The sequence below is a fragment of the Amnibacterium setariae genome (assembly GCF_003581425.1).
Taxonomy (GTDB): Bacteria; Actinomycetota; Actinomycetes; order Actinomycetales; family Microbacteriaceae; genus Amnibacterium; species Amnibacterium setariae.
Genome location: NZ_QXTG01000002.1, coordinates 1,381,034 through 1,399,825 on the forward strand (window position 1 = coordinate 1,381,034; position 18,792 = coordinate 1,399,825).

General features: G+C 73.5%; 19 protein-coding genes, 1 tRNA gene and 2 pseudogenes. 12 read left to right on the plus strand and 10 right to left on the minus strand.

Annotated elements, in window-relative coordinates; genetic code table 11:
* The first annotated feature begins 178 nt into the window (after positions 1-178).
* Together D1781_RS14790 and D1781_RS14795 are read left to right on the plus strand one after the other, a co-directional pair.
* The gene (locus D1781_RS14790) at positions 179-487 is read left to right on the plus strand and encodes a hypothetical protein (RefSeq protein WP_119482978.1); all 309 of its coding nucleotides are present in this window, start codon (positions 179-181) and stop codon (positions 485-487) included.
* 197 nt (positions 488-684) lie between these two features.
* Complete coding sequence (locus tag D1781_RS14795; RefSeq protein ID WP_233551376.1) at positions 685-1,206, plus strand: helix-turn-helix domain-containing protein; 522 nt, start codon at positions 685-687, stop codon at positions 1,204-1,206.
* Between the two features lie 116 nt (positions 1,207-1,322).
* Here D1781_RS14795 and D1781_RS14800 read toward each other — a convergent pair whose 3' ends face one another.
* The gene (locus D1781_RS14800) at positions 1,323-2,156 is read right to left on the minus strand and encodes a hypothetical protein (protein WP_147392113.1); all 834 of its coding nucleotides are present in this window, start codon (positions 2,154-2,156) and stop codon (positions 1,323-1,325) included.
* 492 nt (positions 2,157-2,648) lie between these two features.
* Between D1781_RS14800 and D1781_RS18180 the strand changes: the two are divergent.
* Together D1781_RS18180 and D1781_RS18185 are read left to right on the plus strand one after the other, a co-directional pair.
* A pseudogene (locus D1781_RS18180) lies at positions 2,649-2,723 on the plus strand (hypothetical protein); the annotation flags it as partial.
* A 60-nt stretch (positions 2,724-2,783) separates the two neighbouring features.
* A pseudogene (locus D1781_RS18185) lies at positions 2,784-3,077 on the plus strand (tyrosine-type recombinase/integrase); the annotation flags it as partial.
* 64 nt (positions 3,078-3,141) lie between these two features.
* On the opposite strand, the gene D1781_RS14810 reads toward D1781_RS18185, so the two are convergent.
* Positions 3,142-3,214, minus strand: a tRNA-Glu gene (locus D1781_RS14810).
* A gap of 142 nt (positions 3,215-3,356) precedes the next feature.
* A complete protein-coding gene (locus D1781_RS14815) occupies positions 3,357-4,610 on the minus strand; it encodes an FUSC family protein (RefSeq protein ID WP_233551443.1) in 1,254 nt (417 codons plus the stop codon).
* A gap of 60 nt (positions 4,611-4,670) precedes the next feature.
* Here D1781_RS14815 and D1781_RS14820 point away from each other — a divergent pair, with 60 nt between their 5' ends.
* Entirely contained in the window at positions 4,671-5,309 is a 639-nt protein-coding gene (locus D1781_RS14820) for an MBL fold metallo-hydrolase (RefSeq protein WP_119482981.1), read from the plus strand.
* A 61-nt stretch (positions 5,310-5,370) separates the two neighbouring features.
* On the opposite strand, the gene D1781_RS14825 is transcribed toward D1781_RS14820, so the two are convergent.
* From D1781_RS14825 to D1781_RS14840, 4 genes are read right to left on the minus strand one after another with little or no spacing between them, the layout of a single operon-like run.
* The gene (locus D1781_RS14825; RefSeq protein WP_119482982.1) at positions 5,371-6,093 is read right to left on the minus strand and encodes an ABC transporter ATP-binding protein; all 723 of its coding nucleotides are present in this window, start codon (positions 6,091-6,093) and stop codon (positions 5,371-5,373) included.
* Entirely contained in the window at positions 6,090-6,908 is an 819-nt protein-coding gene (gene modB, locus D1781_RS14830; RefSeq protein WP_199706627.1) for a molybdate ABC transporter permease subunit, read from the minus strand. Before modB ends, D1781_RS14825 begins: the two co-directional genes overlap by 4 nt.
* A complete protein-coding gene (gene modA / locus D1781_RS14835) occupies positions 6,895-7,689 on the minus strand; it encodes a molybdate ABC transporter substrate-binding protein (protein WP_119482983.1) in 795 nt (264 codons plus the stop codon). Before modA ends, modB begins: the two co-directional genes overlap by 14 nt.
* Positions 7,686-8,111, minus strand: coding sequence for a TOBE domain-containing protein (locus D1781_RS14840; protein ID WP_233551378.1), 426 nt, complete (start codon positions 8,109-8,111; stop codon positions 7,686-7,688). The genes modA and D1781_RS14840 overlap by 4 nt, the downstream gene beginning before the upstream one ends.
* 83 nt (positions 8,112-8,194) lie before the next feature.
* Here D1781_RS14840 and D1781_RS14845 point away from each other — a divergent pair, with 83 nt between their 5' ends.
* From D1781_RS14845 to D1781_RS14860, 4 genes are read left to right on the plus strand one after another with little or no spacing between them, the layout of a single operon-like run.
* Entirely contained in the window at positions 8,195-9,250 is a 1,056-nt protein-coding gene (locus tag D1781_RS14845; protein WP_119482985.1) for a ThiF family adenylyltransferase, read from the plus strand.
* Positions 9,251-9,253: 3 nt separating this feature from the next.
* Positions 9,254-10,444 (plus strand): molybdopterin molybdotransferase MoeA, encoded by a 1,191-nt coding sequence (locus D1781_RS14850; RefSeq protein ID WP_119482986.1) that lies wholly within the window; start codon positions 9,254-9,256, stop codon positions 10,442-10,444.
* Between the two features lie 22 nt (positions 10,445-10,466).
* Complete coding sequence (moaCB, locus tag D1781_RS14855; protein ID WP_119482987.1) at positions 10,467-11,471, plus strand: bifunctional molybdenum cofactor biosynthesis protein MoaC/MoaB; 1,005 nt, start codon at positions 10,467-10,469, stop codon at positions 11,469-11,471.
* Positions 11,468-11,881, plus strand: coding sequence for a molybdenum cofactor biosynthesis protein MoaE (locus D1781_RS14860; RefSeq protein WP_119482988.1), 414 nt, complete (start codon positions 11,468-11,470; stop codon positions 11,879-11,881). The genes moaCB and D1781_RS14860 overlap by 4 nt, the downstream gene beginning before the upstream one ends.
* Before the next feature lie 171 nt (positions 11,882-12,052).
* On the opposite strand, the gene D1781_RS14865 is transcribed toward D1781_RS14860, so the two are convergent.
* Together D1781_RS14865 and moaA are read right to left on the minus strand one after the other, a co-directional pair.
* The gene (locus D1781_RS14865) at positions 12,053-12,301 is read right to left on the minus strand and encodes a MoaD/ThiS family protein (RefSeq protein ID WP_119482989.1); all 249 of its coding nucleotides are present in this window, start codon (positions 12,299-12,301) and stop codon (positions 12,053-12,055) included.
* Complete coding sequence (gene moaA, locus D1781_RS14870) at positions 12,294-13,352, minus strand: GTP 3',8-cyclase MoaA (protein WP_407641670.1); 1,059 nt, start codon at positions 13,350-13,352, stop codon at positions 12,294-12,296. Before moaA ends, D1781_RS14865 begins: the two co-directional genes overlap by 8 nt.
* Positions 13,353-13,424: 72 nt before the next feature.
* Here moaA and D1781_RS14875 point away from each other — a divergent pair, with 72 nt between their 5' ends.
* From D1781_RS14875 to D1781_RS14885, 3 genes are all read left to right on the plus strand, one after another.
* A complete protein-coding gene (locus D1781_RS14875) occupies positions 13,425-14,018 on the plus strand; it encodes a molybdopterin-dependent oxidoreductase (protein WP_119482990.1) in 594 nt (197 codons plus the stop codon).
* A 13-nt stretch (positions 14,019-14,031) separates the two neighbouring features.
* Positions 14,032-14,742, plus strand: a complete 711-nt coding sequence (locus D1781_RS14880; protein ID WP_199706629.1) for a ferredoxin reductase — start codon at positions 14,032-14,034, stop codon at positions 14,740-14,742.
* A 128-nt stretch (positions 14,743-14,870) separates the two neighbouring features.
* Positions 14,871-16,697 carry an endonuclease/exonuclease/phosphatase family protein gene (locus D1781_RS14885; protein ID WP_147392114.1) on the plus strand — a complete coding sequence of 609 codons (1,827 nt, stop codon included), beginning with the start codon at positions 14,871-14,873 and terminating at the stop codon, positions 16,695-16,697.
* A 69-nt stretch (positions 16,698-16,766) separates the two neighbouring features.
* Here the strand turns inward: D1781_RS14885 and acs are convergent, their stop codons facing one another.
* Positions 16,767-18,737, minus strand: a complete 1,971-nt coding sequence (gene acs, locus D1781_RS14890; protein WP_119483394.1) for an acetate--CoA ligase — start codon at positions 18,735-18,737, stop codon at positions 16,767-16,769.
* Positions 18,738-18,792 lie beyond the last annotated feature (55 nt).

Here is an 18,792-nt window from a genome sequence, read left to right on the forward strand (position 1 = left end):
CACAGACAGGAGACTCACCCCTCTCGTCGTCGCCACTGATCGCCCGCCATAGACACAGCCGTCGTCTCAATTGCGAGCACGTGGGACGTCTCACTCCCCTGGCCGCGAGACACCTCGGCCGCGGGGTGAAGTTGGGAGGGCGCAGCACGGACCGAATTCGCCGACATACGCTCGGCCGGTGACGATCTATCCGGGCGATCCCCGTGATCGCTTCCGGAGCCGACGAAGCCTTCTTCACGGACTCGCGGGTCTCCTGTTCCTGCCCGCGCAGGGACTCTTCCTGGTTCAGGCGCTCCGGACCGGAAACGCCGCGCTCTGGGTCGCATGGGTCGTGGTGCTCGTGGCCCTGATCGCCGCCGCCATCGTCTGGCTACGCGCGGACCACCACAGAGGCGGAGCAGCAGCGCCCTGGACTCCCGGACCGCTGCTCATCATAGAAGGCGTCGCTCTCCTACTTGGCCTGCCCGTTGCCTTCCTCATGCACTGACCACCCCACAGCACTGGCTGTGCGCGAGCATCCGACCCACCTGGTACCAAGTGAGTGCGCTGCCCCGGTGCGCCGGGGTTGTCATGACGGTCGTCGCCGCTGGGTGACGGGCCGGTGGCGGCCGGTTGGCGTGTCGTGGCGGGCGGCTGACGTGGTGGCCCTCGAAGGTCGGAAGAACCATGAGGACCATGAATCGCATGCAGATCACGACGCTCCGCCAGAATCTGGGTTGGACGCAGGAGCGCCTTGCTACGGAAAGCGGCGTCGGAGTCCGGACCGTCCAACGCTTGGAAGCTGGTCACGACGCGAGCCTCGAGACTTTGTCGCTCGTATCTGCCGCTCTGCGAGTTCCCGTGCGCGAGCTGTTCACTGCCGTCGAGGGACACGACCTCGATCCTCGCGTGGAAGCAATGGCGCTTCGGACAGAGCTGCAGCAAGGCGCCCGCGACCGGATGATCGCCAACGGTCGCCTGCTCTTCTTCCTGGTCGGCATCGCCGTCAGCGCGATCGCTCTGTTCTCCGGTCAGTGGGGAGCACTGATCTTGCTGGCCTACTGGGGCGGCTGCTACCTGCTCGTCCGACAGTTCCGGCGCCACGTGCTCGAGCCCCGCCTGGATGCGGCATACCCGCTCTCAAGAACCACTCTGCGACCGAACGCTCACCGACGTACGCCCGTGGGCGGCCGACTGGCTGACGATGGCACCTCGAGCGCAAGCTGAACCGACTACGAATCACCCCAAGCCCCTCGATCGCGCGCCCTGCCGCCCGGTCCACCTGCTCAGGTGACGTCTCAGTCCCCTGCACGCGAGACGCAGGTGGATACACGTCAGCGGCGTCAGGTGATCCGCCAGCGCCAGTAGTCCTCGGGATCTCGGTCCCAGTGCTCGTGCTCAGGGTCAGGCGCCGCCAGGTCAGTGAGCCAGAACGTCGCGTCCGGGTCCCAACCCGCCAGGAGGGTTTGGCCGCCTTCGACCGGAAGCGGTCTGCCTGCTGTGCTCAGGTAGGCGGCCATCGTGAGGTGGATCGCGTCGTACTCAGCAGCGGCCGCAGCGAAGTCCGGCATGAACCAGCGCGTGGCCTGCCCGGTCGCACGCCACCAGTCGTGCCGCCGGCTGGCGGACACCTCCAACGGCCACCGCTCGACGAGCGCGCGCCAATCTTCTGGACAGCGGAGTTCGAGTACGGCCGCGTCCGGCGGGACGGCGCGGCTACGAGCGAGCGCACGGTCGAGGCCGTATTCGTCCTCCTCCAACCGGAATCGGATCGGCACACCGTCCGAGGAGCGGCGACAGGTCTCGACGATGGTCGAGCCACCGACCCAGGGCTTCGACCACCACTCTCCGCTCCACGGTGCCGTCAGCTCCTCGGGCCGATCACGAGCGGCCCGAGCCTCGTCCTCCTGCACGTGCAGTCGCCAGCTCTCGAGCGCCGCTGATGCAGGAGTCTGCGGCGTGAAGGTCGGCTGGCCAGTGGAGCGGGTGGCTGTCTCCACCTGCCCATCGAGCTCGATGGAAGTTCCGAGGGTCTGGAAGCCTGGCGATGCGCCCGCGGCAGCAGCGACCTCTTGCAACGCCTTCCGCAGCGGATCGCTGGCGAGCACCTCGTCATCGAGGTCCGGCTCCTGCCAGTACCGCGCGAAACCCACGGCTTCACCGAACGCGATCAGCACAGCACTCTCGTCGGAACGAGCAAGAGCCTCCAAGTCCGTCGACTCGAGCACCTGACACACCAGCTCGAGAACCTCCTCGCGCGACACCGACCACGTCGGACGCCCAATAGCTGGCGGGCAGAACGCGTACGCGAGCTCGAGAAGCCACCGGCGCCCCCGAGGGCCCCCGACGAGATCCAGATCAGCCGAAGCCACGTCGCGACGCTAACCGTCGCGCGTTGCACCGAGTCGGATCGCCGGCCGAACGCGCACCGCTGCTGGTCTCAAAGCCCTGCTCGCGAGACCGGGCAAGGAGCCAGACCAAGACGCTCGAGCGGTCGCTCCGGGAGGTGCCGCGGATGATGCTCACCGTCACGTTCGAGCCCGACACCGACCTGCCAGCCGATGCCGGCGCGCTGGGGCACCTGCTGCACAAGCACCCCGATCGTGTGCTCCCCGGGCGACGTGCACGTCTTCCACCCGGAGTCGACGCCGGAACGCTGCACGGTCGCGATGGTGCTCGAGGTCGACCCGATCGCGCTGGCGCGCAGCACGCGCTTTCGCGGGGACGCCGGGGTGCTCGGCCAACAGATCAACGACCGGCCCTACGTCGCCTCCAGCTCCAGCATGCTGGCCGTCGCCCGCGCCGCCGGCCACCTGCACAACCACGTCTTCCGCAACGGTTGGTTCGACCCCGCCGCGACCGCGATCGACCTCGATGGGCTGACGCCCCACGAGCACCGGAACACTGCCGCGAGCCTCGCGGCGGGTGCCGGGGCGAACGTGAAGGCGGTGCAGCGGATGCTCGGCCACGCGTCCGCCGCGGTGACGCTCGACGTGTACGCGGACCTGTTCGACGACGACCTGGCGCAGGTGGCGAAGGCGCTCGATCACCGGGCGATGCAGACGAATGTTGCCAATCTGTTGCCACGACGCCTCTGACGCGGCGGTCGCCCGACCGCAGATACGACAAAACCCCCGGTTTGACCGGGGGTTTTGTCCTGCGTGACCCCAGCGGGATTTGAACCCGCGTTACCGCCGTGAGAGGGCGACGTCCTAGGCCGCTAAACGATGGGGCCGCATGCTCCGCTTCCGCGCAGCGGTTGAAAAGTATGCCACATCCGAAGGCCCGCTTCGAACCGGGCCGGGTCCTCCCGATCGAGTCGCCACTCGATGTCGGTCAGAGGGCCGGAGAACGACGACGAGTGGCGACTCGTGCGGTCAGCGCCGCCGGCGGAGGCGGGCCGGGCTGAGCACGGGGATCATGCCCGTCGCGTCGGGGCGCAGGAGGTGGACGGGCGCCTCCCGCTCCAGGTCGAGCTGTTCGAGCACGTGCTCGACCGCGGCGAGCACCGAGCCCTGCAGCATCCAGAGGTCGGGGCGCTGCCGCGGGTCGAGGTCGAGCAGGGTCAGCTCCGTGAGCACGGCGCGCGCCTCCCGCACCGAGTCGAGGGTCCGGTCCCGGGCGGACTCCCGGTCGGGCCGGGTGCCGTCGTACTCGGCCCGGACGAGGTCGCCGAAGGCGCGGAGGCCCGCCGCGACGTCCTCGAGGACGACCGCGAAGGCGCGCCGCAGCTCCACCTCGGCACCGTCGTCCTCGACGGGTCGCGACGCGGCTCGGGCGAGCACGACCAGGAGCGCCCGCTCGGCCGCGAGGCAGCGGTCGAGCCGATCGAGGGCGCCGCGCAGCGCGGGGTGGACGGTCGCGGTGGCGAGCGCGAGCGGGTTGAGCACGCGGGTCCGCTCGACGGTCTCGAGGGCGCTCGACGCGTCAGCGGTGTCCCGCGCGAGGTGGTCGGTCCAGTCGACCCACGCCCCGACCTCCTCCCGCGCCGGCGGCCGCGTCGCGAGCGTCTGCGCGATCTCCGCGAGCAGGGCGCCCTGCGAGCGCGCGACTCGGCTGACCGACTCCCCCGCCTGGGCGTTCGGGATGGCGACGGGCACGACGAGCGAGAAGACGATCCCGACCGCGGTGCCGATCAGGGTGTTGACGACGCGGGTCTCCGCACCGAGGCCGGGCGACGCGACGGCGAGGATCAGCATCGCGCTGATCGGCGTCTCGAGGGACTGGTCGCCGAGGCGGAACACCTTCGCGAGCACGAGCGACGCCGCGATCACGAGCGCGAGGCTCCACCAGGACAGCCCGGTCCAGGACGTGACCACGACGGCGACGAGCACGCCCGTCAGCACGGCGCCGACCCGCACGAGCCCCATGCGCAACGTGCCGACGGTGGAGGCCTGCACGACGAGCAGCGCCGTCAGCGGCGCCGTCAGGTCGAGCAGCCCCGGGGACACGAGGTCCGCGACGAGGTACGCGATCACCGCGGCGACGGTCAGGCGCAGGATCTGCGCGGCGCCCGGCCGCAGCCGCGCCGGCACCTCCGCCCACGTGGTCGGGAACGACGGCCAGATCCAGTCGAGCACGCGCCGGATCCGGAGCCGCGCGCGCAGGCGGCGTCCCTCCCCCGGCCGCATCGTCACGCCGCCTCCCTCCTCCGCAGTGCGCGCACGGCCGTGCAGTGGTCGACTGGACCCATGCGCATCACGAAGCTCGAGCATGCCGCCCTGATCCTCGAGGAGGCGGGGCGTCGCCTCGTCGTCGACCCCGGCGGCCTCACCAACCCGATCCTCGGCGTCGACTCGGTCGACGCGGTGGTCATCACCCACGAGCACGCGGACCACTGGACCGGCGACCAGCTGAAGCGGCTCCTCGACGCCAACCCTGGCGTGCCGATCCTCGGCCCCTCCGGCGTCGCCCGCGCGGCCGAGGGCTTCGACGTCCGCGTCGTCGCCCCGGGCGAGACGGTCGAGATCGCGTCGTGGACGCTCCGCTTCTTCGGCGGCAACCACGCAGTCATCCACGCCTCCATCCCCGTGATCGAGAACGTCGGGGTCCTCGTCAACGAGCGGCTCTACTACCCCGGCGACTCCTTCTACATCCCGCTGGGCGTCGAGGTCGACACCCTGGCAGCACCCGCGGGCGCGCCCTGGCTGAAGATCTCGGAGGCGATGGACTACGTGACGCAGCTGAAGCCGAAGCGGGCGTTCGGCACCCACGACGGCGTGCTCTCCGCCGCGGGCGTCGGCCTCGTGCACGACCGCCTCAAGGCCGTGACGGAGGCGGCCGGCGGCGAGTACTTCGCGCTGAAGGCGGGCGACACGATCGACGTCTGACCCCGCTGCCGTTCCTTCCCAGATCCGGGGAACCGGCGTTCGCAGCGCCGGTTCCCCGGATCTAGGAGGAGACGAGTGCGGCGACGACCGGGTCCGCGGGCGCGGCGCGGAGGGCGGCCAGCGGACCGCGCTGCACCACGCGGCCGGCGTCGAGCACGACCACCTGGTCGGCGAGCGCCTCCGCGTCCCGCACGTCGTGCGTGACGAGGAGCGCGGACCCGTGGAAGGCGGCGAGCTGCGCGCGGACCGCGTCCCGGAGCCCGGGGCGCAGCTCCGCGTCGATCGCGGCCAGCGGCTCGTCGAGCAGCACGAGCGCGGGCTCCCGGGCGAGCGTCCGGACGAGCGCGACGCGCGCTGCCTGCCCGCCGGAGAGCTGCGCGGGGCGCCGGTCGCGGAACTCCCCCAGCCCGGCGTCGGCGAGCAGCGCGTCCGCCCGCTCGCGGGCCGCGCGCCTTCCCAGGCCGCCCGTCCGCAGCCCGAACGCGACGTTGTCGCGCACGTCGAGGTGCGGGAACAGTGCGGCCTGCTGCTGGACGACGCCGACCGCCCGGTGCTCGGGCGCGGTCCAGCGACCGGTCTCGACGTCCTCCAGCACGGCGCCGTCGAGCACCACGCGCCCGGAGTCGAGCGGCACGAGCCCGCCGATCGCGCCGACCGCGGTCGACTTGCCGGCGCCGTTGCGCCCCATCAGCGCGACCACGCGACCGGCGGGCACCGCGAGGGCGGCGTCGAGCACGAAGTCGCCCCGCGCCACGCGGAGGGCCGCGTCGAGCGCCCCGTTCACCGCGCGAGCCCCTGCAGCCACCGGTCGCGCAGCGCGACGAGCACCACGAGGGCGACGACCACGAGCACGACCGAGATCGCGATCGCCGCGTCCGGGTCGCTGTTCAGGGCGAGGTAGGCGGCGACGGGCAGCGTCTGCGTGATCCGGGGCAGGCTGCCCGCGAAGGTGACCGTCGCCCCGAACTCGCCGATCGCGCGGGCGAACGCGAGCACCGCGCCGGCCGCGACGCCCGGCGCGGCGAGCGGCAGCGTCACGCGCACGAACCGCGTCCACGGCCCGGCGCCGAGCGTCGTCGCGGCGACCGCGAAGCGACGGTCCACCCCGCGCAGCGCGCCCTCCACCCCGAGCACGAGGAACGGCAGCCCGACGAAGGTCTGCGCGACGACCACGGCCGCGGTCGTGTACGGCAGCTGGAAGCCGAACGCCTGGAACATCGGCGCTCCGAGCAGCCCGACCCGGCCGAGCAGCAGCAGGAGCGCGACGCCGCCGACGACCGGCGGCAGCACGAGCGGGGTCGTCACGAGCGCGCGGGCGAGCCGGCGCAGCGGGGACGGCCAGCCGTCCACGGCGGACAGGACCACCGCGAGCGGCACGCCGAGCACCACGCAGCACCCCGTCGACGCCGCGGCGGTGCCGAGCGAGAGCCCCAGCGCGGGCAGCACGGTGCCGCCGCCGAGCAGCGCGGGCAGCTGCGCCCACGGCGCCTTCACCAGCAGCGCGACGAGCGGGCCGACGAGCAGCAGCAGGGCGAGCGCCGCGGGGACCAGGACCGCGCGCGGGATGCGCGCGAGCGGGTCCCGCCTACTGCGCCGCAAGGAACCCCGCCGCCTGCAGGTCCGACTCGTGCGCCCGCACCCAGTCGACCCAGGCGGCGGCCAGCGCCGGGTTCTTCGAGCCCTTGAGCGCGGCGATCGGGTAGTCGGTGATCGCCTTCCCGGCCTCCGGGAACGGGATCCCCTCCACCGTCGACCCGGCGCTCCGCACGTCGGTCGCGTAGACGAGGCCCGCGTCCGCGTTGTCCCCCGCGACCTTCGTCAGCACGCTCGTCACGTCGGGCTCGTAGCTGTCCGGCCTCGGGGTCACCCCTGCGAGCGCGAAGACCTGCGTCGCCGCGACCCCGCACGGGACCTCCTTCGCGCAGACGACGACGGTCTTCGCGGCGTCGCCGAAGTCCCGCAGCCCGGTGACCTTGCCGGGGTTGCCCTTCGGCACGGCGATCTCGAGCCGGTTGCGGGCGACGACGACGGGCTCGGCCGCGGTGAGCGAGGCGTCGGAGACGGTCCGCATCGTCGTCGTGCTCGCGGCGACGAACACGTCGACGGGCGCCCCGGAGACGATCGCTGCGGCGAGCGCGGAGCTGCCGCCGAAGCCGAAGGTGACGGTGGTGCCCGGGTGCTCCTGCTCGAACGACCTCGCCAGCGCGGGGAGCACCCGGTTCAGGCTCGCGGCGGCGTCGACCGTGATCGAGCCGGTGAGGGTCGGCGAGGAGGACGGCGCGGCCGAGCCGGAGGAGGCGGGCAGGTCCTGGGCGCAGCCGCCGAGCGCGAGCAGGGCCGCCCCGGCGAGCAGCGCGGCGACGGGGGCCCGGCGGCTCATCGGGCGTCCTTCCTCGCGTCGGCGTGCTCGATCACGACGGTGGTCGCCTTGACGGAGGCGGTCGCGACGACACCGGGCTCGAGACGGAGGTCGTCCGCCGCCTCCCGGCTCATCAGCGAGACGAAGCGGAAGGGGCCGGCCTGCAGCTCGACCTGCGCCATCACCGTGTCCCGCACGACGCGCGTGACGATGCCCGTGACGCGGTTGCGGGCGGAGGAGGTGCCGCCGGCGGGGAGGAGGCGCGCGAGCGGCGACTCCGCCGCGATCTCGCTGGCGAGCGCGGCGAGCGCGGCGCCGTCCACGGTGGCGGGACCGCCGGTGCGGTCGACCGCGATGCGGCCGGCGTCGGCCCAGCGGCGGAGCGTGTCGTCGCTGACGCCGAGCAGCGCCGCCGCCTCGGTGATCCGGATCCGGTCGACCACAGCCGCTCCTTCCGCATCTGCGTGCATATTGGAGCCTATCGGCCGCATCCGCGGAGGCAGGACGACGGTGGTGGGATGGAGCCATGGCCGACGCACGATTCGCCCGACAGGTGCGGCTGGCGGGGTTCGGCGAGCGCGGGCAGCAGGCGCTGGAGCGCGCGCGGGTGGTCGTCGTCGGCGCGGGCGGCCTCGGCTCCGCGGTGCTGCCGGTCCTCGCCGCGTCCGGCGTCGGGGAGGTCGTGGTCGTCGACGACGACCGCGTCGAGACGACGAACCTGCACCGCCAGACCCTCTACGGCCCGGACGACGTGGGCCGGCCGAAGGCGGAGGTCGCGGCCGCCCGGCTCACGGCCATCGGCGGCCGCGCGACCGCGGTGCTCGAGCGGGCGACCGCGGCGAACGCCGCCGCGCTCGTCGACGGCGCGGACCTCGTGATCGACGCGACGGACGACGCGGACGCGCGGTACGCGCTCGACGACGCGACCGCCGCGACCGGCGTCGACCTCGTCTGGGGCTCCGCGATCGGCTACGCCGGACAGGTCGGCGTCGCGGCCGCCACCGGCCCGCGCTGGCGGGACCTCTTCCCCCGGCAGCCCGCGGCCGGCGGGCAGGACACGTGCGCGGTCGTCGGTGTCCTCCCGAGCCTCTGCACGACGGTCGGCGGCGCGATGGCGACCGAGGCGCTCAAGCTGCTGAGCGGCGTCGGACGCCCGCTCGCGGGCCGGGTCCTGGTCTTCGACGCGGCCGCAGCGACGGTCCGGGAGATCGCGTACGGTGCAGCCGACGAGACACACGTCGAGGAGAGCGGGGAGACCATGGCGGAGGTCCAGGAGATCTCGGCGGACGAGACGGACGCGCTGCTGCGCTCGGGCGCGGACGTGACCCTGCTCGACGTGCGGGAGCCGTGGGAGGCGGAGATCGCCGCGCTCCCCGGCGCGGTCCTGATCCCCCTCGGCGAGCTGCCGGACCGGGTGGGCGAGCTCGACCCGGACCGCGAGGTCATCGCCTACTGCCACGGCGGCGTCCGCAGCCTCCGCGCGGCCGGCGTGCTGCAGGGCGCGGGCCTGAAGGTGCGGTCGATGGCGGGCGGCATCGACGCCTGGAGCCGCACGGTCGACCCCGACGTCCCGAGGTACTGAGCGATGGCACGCCGCCGCACCGTCGACGAGCACGCCGCCCGCATCGCCGCCCTCGTCGGCCCGAGCCTGAACCAGCGGGACGCGGAGATCGTGCCCCTCGCCGCCGCGCTCGGCCGGGTCCTGGTCGAGCCCGTGGTCACCGCGGGCCCGCTCCCGCCGTTCCGCAACGCGCAGATGGACGGCTACGCCGCCCGGCACGCCGACGTCCGGCGCACGCCGGTCGTCCTCCCCGTCGACGGCGTCCAGCCCGCGGGGCCCGCGGTGCGGACGACGCTCGAGGCGGGGCACCTGCTGAAGGTCATGACCGGCGCGCCGGTCCCCGAGGGCGCGGACTGCGTCGTCCCCGTGGAGCAGACCGCCGAGGAGGAGGGCGGCGTCCGCGTCCTCCGCACGGTCGAGCCGGGTGCCTTCGTGCGCGAGGCCGGCAGCGACGCCCTGCCCGGCACCGTCGTCGTCCCCGCGTTCACGCACCTCGCGCCGCGGCACCTCGCCGCGGCCGCGGCAGCCGGCGTGGCGGAGGTCGCCGTGCGCCGCCGGCCCCGCGTCGCCGTGATCGCGACCGGTGCCGAAGTCGTGCCGCCGGGCGCCCCGCTCGAGCTCGGCCAGGTGCACGACGTGAACGGCATCGCGCTCTCGGCGCTCGCCGCCGAGGCCGGCGCGGAGATCGTGCTCGTCGACCTGACGCCCGACGACCCGGCCGCGTTCGAGCGGTGCCTCGAGCGCGCGGTCGCCGAGTCCGACCTGGTGCTCACCGCCGGCGGCGTCTCGAAGGGCGACTTCGAGGTCGTGCGGCAGGTCCTCGAGCCGCTCGGCGCGGACGTGACGGAGATCGCGATGCAGCCGGGCGGCCCGCAGGGGTTCGCGTCCGTCCGCGGCGTGCCCGTCGTCTGCCTCCCCGGCAACCCGGTCTCCGCGCAGGTGTCGTTCACCGTCTTCCTCCGCCCGCTGCTCCGCGCCGCGGTAGGGCTGCCGCCCGTCGCGCCGCAGGTGCTGCCGCTCGCCGCCGCCCTCCACTCGCCCAAGGGCAAGCGGCAGTGGCTGCGCGGGGTCGTGAAGCACGGCAGCGTCTACCCGGTCGGCGGTCCCGGCTCGCACCTCGTCGTCGCGATGGCGGGCGCCGATGCGCTGATCGACGTCCCCGCCGAGACCGACTTCGTGGCGGCCGGCAGCAGCGTCTCCGTCCTCCCGCTCTGACGCGCCCGACGAGAATGGCCGCATGGCCGGCACATTGACCCACCTCGACGACGACGGGCGAGCCCGCATGATCGACGTCGGGGGCAAGCCGGAGACGCGTCGGGAGGCGGTCGCCCGCGGCCGGATGGTGACGACCGCGGAGGTCGTCCGCCTGCTCGTCGCGGACGGCCTGCCGAAGGCGGACGCGCTCGCGACCGTGCGCGTCGCGGGCATCGCCGGCGCGAAGCGGACCAGCGACCTGATCCCCCTCTGCCACCCGCTGCCGATCGACTCGGTGACCGTGGACCTGCGGCCGGAGGGCGACTCGGTCGTCGTCGAGGCGCGGGTCTCGACGACGGGCCGGACCGGGGTCGAGATGGAGGCGCTGACCGCCGTCGCCGTCGCCGGGCTGACCCTGCACGACATGATCAAGGCCGTCGACCCCGGCGCCACGATGACCGACGTGCAGCTCGTCGAGAAGACGGGCGGGAAGCGCGGGCACTGGACCCGCGACGCCGTCGAGCCCGCCGCCCCGCCCGCCCGCGTCCGCGGCGGCCGGGTGCTGGTCGTCTCGACCGGCGCGGCCGTCGGCACCCGCGAGGACACGACCGGCCCGCGCATCGTCGCGTGGCTCCGCGAGCAGGGGCTCGAGACGCCGGACGCGGCGGTCGTCGCGGATGCGGACGTCGCCGCCGGGCTCCGCGCCGCGCTGCAGGACGGACCGGAGGTGCTCGTCACGACCGGCGGCACGGGGCCGAGCCCGACCGACCGCACGCCGGAGGCGACGACCGCGCTGCTCGACCGGCCGTTCCCCGGCATCGCGGAGGCGCTCCGGGCACGGGCGGGCACGCCGACGGCCGCGCTCGGCCGCGGCGTCGCGGGGGTCGCCGGTCGCACGGTCGTCGTGAACCTCCCGGGCTCGACCGGCGGGGTCGACGACGGGCTGGCGGTGCTCGCCGACCTCCTCCCCCACCTCCGCCATCAGCTCCGCGGCGAGGCGGACCACGAGCACGGCGCGCACCAGTCGACGCCGCGGGGCGAGCAGTGAGCGTCGCCCTGGCCTCGGTGACGTCCGAGCCGATCGACGCCGCCGAGGTGGAGGCCGCCGTGCTGTCCGACGCGGACGGCGCGCTCCTCACCTTCCGCGGCGTGATCCGCGACCACGACTCCGGGCACGCCGTCACGCGCCTCGACTACTCGGCGCACCCCGACGCGGCCGCATTCCTCCGCGCCGCGTGCGAGCGGGTCGCGGAGGCGACCGGGCTCACCGTGGCCGCGGTGCACCGCGTCGGCGAGCTGACGATCGGCGACGTCGCGCTCGTCGCCGCGGTGAGCGCGCCGCACCGCGCGGAGGCGTTCGCCGCCTGCAGCGACCTGGTCGACACGATCAAGGCCGAGGTCCCCATCTGGAAGCGGCAGCACTCCCCCGACGGCACCACGGAGTGGGTCGGCCTGTGATCGATGGCCTTCGATCCGCGAGCGGATCGAAGGCTGTGCTGCGCCCTCGGCCGTGAACCGGCCTCGGGTCCGCAGCGGCCGCACTCGGGCCCTTCGTCGGTGGCGCCCGGGCGTCGTCGGCTTCGCCGGCCCCACCCGGTGATCGAGGTGCGAGCGGAGCGAGCCTCGAGATCAGCCGCCGGCGAAGGGCGGGAGGACGTCGACCTGCGCCTTGAGCGGCCGCGCCGGGTCGCGGGTCACCGTGCCGTCGACGAGGAGGGACCCGGTGTCGAGCACGCGCTGCATCGCCGGGCCGTATCGGTCCGCGAGCCAGGAGCGCAGCGCGCCGGCGGTCGGCTCGACGGTCACGCGCTCCTCCTCGCGGCCCGCGGCCTCCGCCGCCGCCGCGAAGTAGCGCACGAGCACGGTCGTCTCAGCCACCGATGGCCCCCATGCTCCGCTGCGGCCGGACGAACGACGCGCGCTCCATCCCGTGCCCGGCCTGCTTGCCCCACATCGCCGCCCGCCAGCGGTCGGCGATCGCGGCGTCCTCGGCCCCGCCGCGCAGCAGCGGCGCGAGCGGGGTCTCGTCGTCCCCGAACAGGCAGGAGGCGACGGCGCCCTCCGCGGTGAGGCGGGTGCGGTCGCACTCCGCGCAGAAGGCGCGCGTGACGGAGGCGATGATCCCGACGGTCGCGTCGGTCTCGGCGACGTGCCACAGCTCGGCGGGCGCGGAGGGGTCGTCGCGCCCGATCGGCTCGAGCACGAAGCGCGTGCCGAGCACGGCCAGCAGCTCGTCCGCGTCGACGACGGCGTCCCGGCTCCAGACGCCGTCGGCGTCGAGCGGCATCTGCTCGATGAAACGGAGGTGGACCCCGGCGTCGACGGCCCACGCGAGCAGCTCCGCGGCGTCGCCGAGCGTCTCCCGCATCAGCACCGCGTTCACCTTGACCGGGTCGAGGCCCGCGTCGCGCGCCGCGGCGATGCCGGCGAGCACCGACGGCAGGCGGTCCCGCCGCGTCAGCCGGGCGAAGTGCTCGCGGTCGACGGTGTCGAGCGAGATGTTCACCCGGTCGAGCCCGGCCGCGAGCAGGGCGGGCAGCCGCTTGTCGAGGCCGATCCCGTTCGTCGTCAGCGCCATGGGCAGCCCCGGCGCGGCGGCCCGGGTCGCCGCGAGGATGTCGGCGAGGTCCGCGCGCATCAGCGGCTCGCCGCCCGTGAACCGCACCTCCCGCACCCCGAGGTCGCGGGCCGCGATGCCGACGAGCCGGCCGATCTCCTCGGGCGTCAGCAGGTTGGCGCGCGGGATCGCGGGCAGCCCCTCCTCCGGCATGCAGTAGGTGCAGCGGAGGGAGCACTTCTCGGTCACCGAGACGCGCAGGTCGAACGCGGTCCGGCCGAACCGGTCGACGAGGCCGGGGACAGCGGGGCGGTCGCTCGTGTCGACGGCGGCCCCGACGACCCGCGGGGTCCCGATGTTCATCGCCGTCACGGAGTCCAATCTCGCACAGCGCGGAGGGGCGTCCGCGTGGAAGCATGGAGCCGACCAGGAAGGGGCACCACCATGGCGATCTTCTCCCCCGGTTTCCGCGGCCGCCGCCGCGAGACCAACCCCGCGCTGCCGCCCGGCCAGTACGAGGAGCACGGCTTCCCCGTGCTCACCGCCGGGCCCACCCAGCGCGTCCGGACGGACGACTGGAAGTTCACGCTCACCACCGAGACCGGCGACGCGAAGTCCTGGTCGTGGAGCGAGCTGATGGACCTCGGCCCCGAGACGATCGACACGAACATCCACTGCGTGACGAGCTGGTCGAAGTTCGGCACGACGTGGCGCGGCGTCTCGGTCGACAAGCTGCTCGACGGCGTCGAGACGAAGGCCGGCTACGTCATGGCCGGCAGCTACGGCGGCTACACGACGAACCTGCCGATGGCGGACCTCGCGGGCGGCCAGGCCTGGATCGCGTTCGAGTTCGACGGCCGGCCGCTCGCCGCGGAGCACGGCGGCCCGGCCCGCCTGCTCGTGCCGCACCTCTACTTCTGGAAGAGCGCGAAGTGGGTCAACTCCCTCACGCTGATGGAGCGGGACAAGGCCGGCTTCTGGGAGAGCCTCGGCTACAACATGCACGGCGACCCGTGGCTGGAGGAGCGCTATTCCTGACGCGAACGCCTGGGTGACGGCGGTCGTCGTCGGGGAGACCCGCGAGACCGCGACGGCCCGGGCGCTGCGCTTCTCCGCGTCGGGGCTGCGGCCCGCGCTCGCCGGGCAGCACATCGACATCCGCCTGACCGCGGAGGACGGGTACACCGCGCAGCGGTCCTACTCCCTCTCCTCCGCCGCCGGCGCCGACCCGATCGAGGTCACCGTCGAGCGGTTCGAGGACGGGGAGGTCTCCCCCTACCTCGTGGACGGCGTCGCCGTCGGCGACGCCGTGGAGGTGCGCGGCCCGATCGGCGGCTGGCTCGTCTGGCGCCCCTCCGACGACCGCCGCCCCGTGCAGCTGATCGCCGGCGGCTCGGGCGTCGCCCCGCTGATGTCGATGCTGCGCACGCGGGAGGCGGCGCGGTCGACCGTCCCGTTCCGGCTGCTCTACGGCGTGACCGACCCGGACCGCGTCTACTACCGCGACGAGCTGGACCGCATCGCGGCCGACGGGGTGCAGGTGGACCTCCGCTACTCCCGACGGGTGCCGGAGGGCAGCCCGCTGCACGCGGGGCGGCTCACCCGGGACGACCTCGCGGCCCTGGTGGTGCCGCCGGCGGAGGATCCCTCGGTCTTCGTCTGCGGTCCGACCGGGTTCGTGGAGGCGGTCTCGGACGCGCTGCTCGCGCTCGGGCACCCGGAGGAGCGGATCCGCACGGAGCGGTTCGGACCGACCAGCTAGGCCCGCCGTCCGGCGTGTCGCCGCAGGACACGCCCCCGCACCCCCGACTCTGGGGGCGTCCCCAGGCGTGCTGCGGACCGCACCCGCACGTACCGTGGGCGTGCCGCATCCGCTCTGGGGGGACCGTCATGCGCTCTGCCGCTGCACCTGCTCGTCCGCGAAGGGCCGCCCTGCGGCTCCGCCGCCGCATCCGCACCGGGGTCGCCGCGCTCGTGCTCGCCGCCGTCGCCACCACGGGAGCGCTCGTCGCGCTGCCCGCGCAGGCGGCGGAGAAGGGACCCTCGATCAAGCTCGTCCCGGGCGACCGCGTGATCACCGCCGCCTGGGGCGCGGTGCCCGGCGCGACCTCGTACACCGTGCGCCTGTCGAAGAAGAAGTCGCTCAGTCACGCCCGCGTCGTCACGACGAGGTCGCGGTCCGTGAAGCTCACGAAGACGGCGAACGGCACGAAGTACTACGTCGGCGTCACCGCGAACCGCGCCGTGATCACGCCGAGCACCGTGCGCAGCACCGTCGTCTCGGCCAAGCCCGCCAAGGGCGTGCCGTTCCCGGTCGGCAAGGTGACCGTGAAGTCGGGCCCCGCGGAGAACCAGGTCACGGTGTCCTGGACCGGCGGCGGCCGCGCGAACAAGGTCGCCGTCGTCGCGGGCTCCGAGGTGCTGACGGAGGGTCGGACGTTCCACTCCGGCTGGTACCCCGCGACCACGCGCTCCATCACGCTGACGGTGCCGGCGAAGTACCGCGCCTACGTCGGCGCGGGCACGGGCAACCCGGTCTGGGTCAAGGTCGTGCAGTCGAACGGCACGTCGAACGCCTACGGCGCCTTCTACTCCTACGCCCGCAAGTACCGCCCCTCCCCTCCGGGCACCTGGGCCTTCGCGAAGAGCGTCGTCCCGGCCGCCGACGTCGACCGCCTCACCGTCGCCGAGCTCAACACGCAGAGCGTCGGCTCGACCGACACCGCCAGCCCGGTCAACCGATGGGACCAGCGCGTCGGCCGCGTGGCGAAGCTGATCAACACGACGTCGCCGAAGATCGACCTGCTGCTGACGGCGGAGCTCGCGACGAACGTCACGGATGGCTGCGGCAACAAAGCCGTCGACCCGTACCGCTGCCGTAGCCACACTCAGGTCGCGGACCTCGCGAAGCTCGTTCCCGGTCTGGCTCAGGCCGACTTCGACACCTACGACCGCGTGCTCGACCGAATGAACACCAAGGACCGCGCCGGTCACAAGCCTTGGGACGGCAAGGTCACGAACGGCGCTCACGTCTTCTTCAATCCCGACCGGCTGCAGCTCCTGGACTACGGCTACTACTCGCCGGCGATGAGCCCCTCCGACCACTCGCTCGCGCGCGTCGAGGGCCTCGGCGTCTCGCCCTGGTCGGTGTCGGCCGTCGGCGCCGACCGCTGGCTGACCTGGGCGAAGCTCCAGGTGAGCTCGAGCGGCCGCGTCTTCTACGCGCTCGCCGCGCACTTCCCCGTGGGCGACTCCGCAGCCGTGCGCGCGGCGCGCGTGCAGGAGGCAGCGAAGGTCCGCGCGGCGATCGAGGCGCGGGCCGCGGGCACGCCGATCGTCTTCGGCGGGGACTTCAACTCCGACGCCACGCGCAACCCGCAGTCGGTGCAGCCGGTCTTCATCAAGGGCGGCTGGTTCGACACGGCCGCGGTGAGCGCGAAGTCGCAGCGCACCGGCATGAAGGTCAGCTCCGCGAACAGCTCGGGCCCGCAGGACTCCTCGAACCCGAAGGACTCCGGCTACAACCGCCGGCCGAACTGGCACAAGTACGAGACCAGCCGGATCGACTACATCCTGACCAAGAACAGCCCGTACACGTTCCGCTACGCGAACGTGCTGCGGCTCCACGCGGACGGCACGTTCGACAAGTCCGTGCAGGGCTCCGACCACAACATGCAGCTCGCCGAGGTGGGCATCGCGGGCACCCCGCAGCCCTAGGCCCGGCCGATTCCGTTTTGAAGGAGTTCCTGCGCGGATCGCGCAGGAACTCCTTCAAAACGGATGGGGTCAGTCCTCGGGGGCGGCCGTCGCCATCCCGCCGCGGATCGTGTCCATGACGGTCGTGTCGGCGAGGGTCGTCACGTCGCCGACCGGCCGGTTCTCGGCGACGTCGCGCAGCAGGCGGCGCATGATCTTGCCGGAGCGGGTCTTCGGCAGCTCGGCGACGACCAGGATCTGCCGCGGCCGCGCGATCTTGCCGATCTGCTTCGCGACCCACTCGCGCAGCTCCGTCGCGACCTCGGGACCGCCGTCGCCGGCCTCCCCGCGCAGGATCACGAACGCGACGACGGCCTGCCCGGTCGTCTCGTCGGAGGCGCCGACGACCGCGGCCTCCGCGACCTTCGGGTTCGCGACGAGCGCCGACTCGATCTCGGTGGTGGAGAGCCGGTGCCCCGCGACGTTCATCACGTCGTCGACGCGGCCGAGCAGCCACAGGTCGCCGTCGGCGTCCTTCTTCGCGCCGTCGCCGGCGAAGTACTTGCCCGGGAACCGGGACCAGTACGTCTCCCGGTACCGCTCGGGGTCGCCCCAGATCGTGCGGAGCATGGAGGGCCACGGCTCGGTGAGCACGAGGTACCCGCCCGACCCGTCCGGCACGCTGTTCCCGGCGTCGTCCACGACGTCCGCCCCGATGCCCGGCAGCGCCTTCATCGCGGCGCCCGGCTTGCCGGCCGTGACGCCCGGCAGCGGGCTGATCATCAGGGAGCCGGTCTCGGTCTGCCACCAGGTGTCGACCACGGGCGTGCGGCCGCTCCCGATGTGCTCGCGGTACCAGACGTACGCCTCCGGGTTGATCGGCTCCCCCACGCTGCCGATGATGCGCAGCGACGACAGGTCGTACTTCGCCGGGATGTCCGCGCCCCACTTCATGAAGGTGCGGATCGCCGTGGGCGCGCAGTAGAGGATCGAGACGCCGTAGCGCTCGACGATCTCCCACCAGCGACCCTTGTGCGGCGCGTCCGGCGCGCCCTCGTAGATGACGGAGGTCGTGGCGTTCGCGAGCGGTCCGTAGACGACGTAGGAGTGCCCGGTGACCCAGCCGATGTCGGCCGCGGTCCAGTAGACGTCGGTCTCGGGCTTCAGGTCGAAGACCTCCCACTGCGTCCAGGAGGTGCCGAGCAGGTAGCCCGCGGAGGTGTGCAGGATCCCCTTCGGCTTCCCGGTCGTGCCGGACGTGTACATGACGTAGAGGGGGTGTTCGGCGTCGAACGCCTGCGCCTCGTGGGTCCGCTCGGCGACGTCGACCGTGTCGTGCCACCAGAGGTCGCGGCCGTCGACCATCGCGACGTCGGACCCGGTCCGCTTGACGACCACCGTGGTCCGCACGTCCGGGCAGCGCTCGAGCGCCTCGTCGACGACCGGCTTCAGCGGCACCTCGGCGCCCTTGCGCCAGCCGCCGTCCGCGGTCAGCACGACCCGAGCGTCGCAGTCGAGGATGCGCGTGGCGAGCGCGTCCGCGGAGAAGCCGCCGAACACGACGGTGTGCGGGGCGCCGATGCGCGCGCACGCCAGCATCGCGACGACCGTCTCGAGGATCATCGGCATGTAGATCGCGACCCGGTCGCCGGCCTGCACGCCGAGCCCCTCGAGCACGTTCGCGGCCTGGCAGACCCGCTCGGTCAGCTCGCGGTAGGTGACGGAGGACCGGTCCCCGTCCGGCTCGCCCTCGAAGTGGTAGGCGACCCGGTCGCCGAGCCCGGCCTCCACGTGCCGGTCGAGGCAGTTCACCGCGACGTTGAGCTTCCCGCCGACGAACCACTTCGCGAACGGGGCGTCGGACCAGTCGAGCACCTGCTCGAACGGCTCTGCCCAGGTCAGGCGCTTCGCCCGCTCGCCCCAGAACGCGACTCGGTCGGCGTCCGCCTCCGCGTAGATCGAGGCGTCGACGTTCGCCTGCGCGGCGAACTCGGGGCTGGGCGGGAACGTGCGGTCCTCGGAGGCGAGGTTGTCCAGCGCGGAGGTCGTGGTGTCGGTCACGGGTGCGGCGTCCTTCCGGGCAGCGTCGACGGCGCCCACGGCCGAATCTACGCGG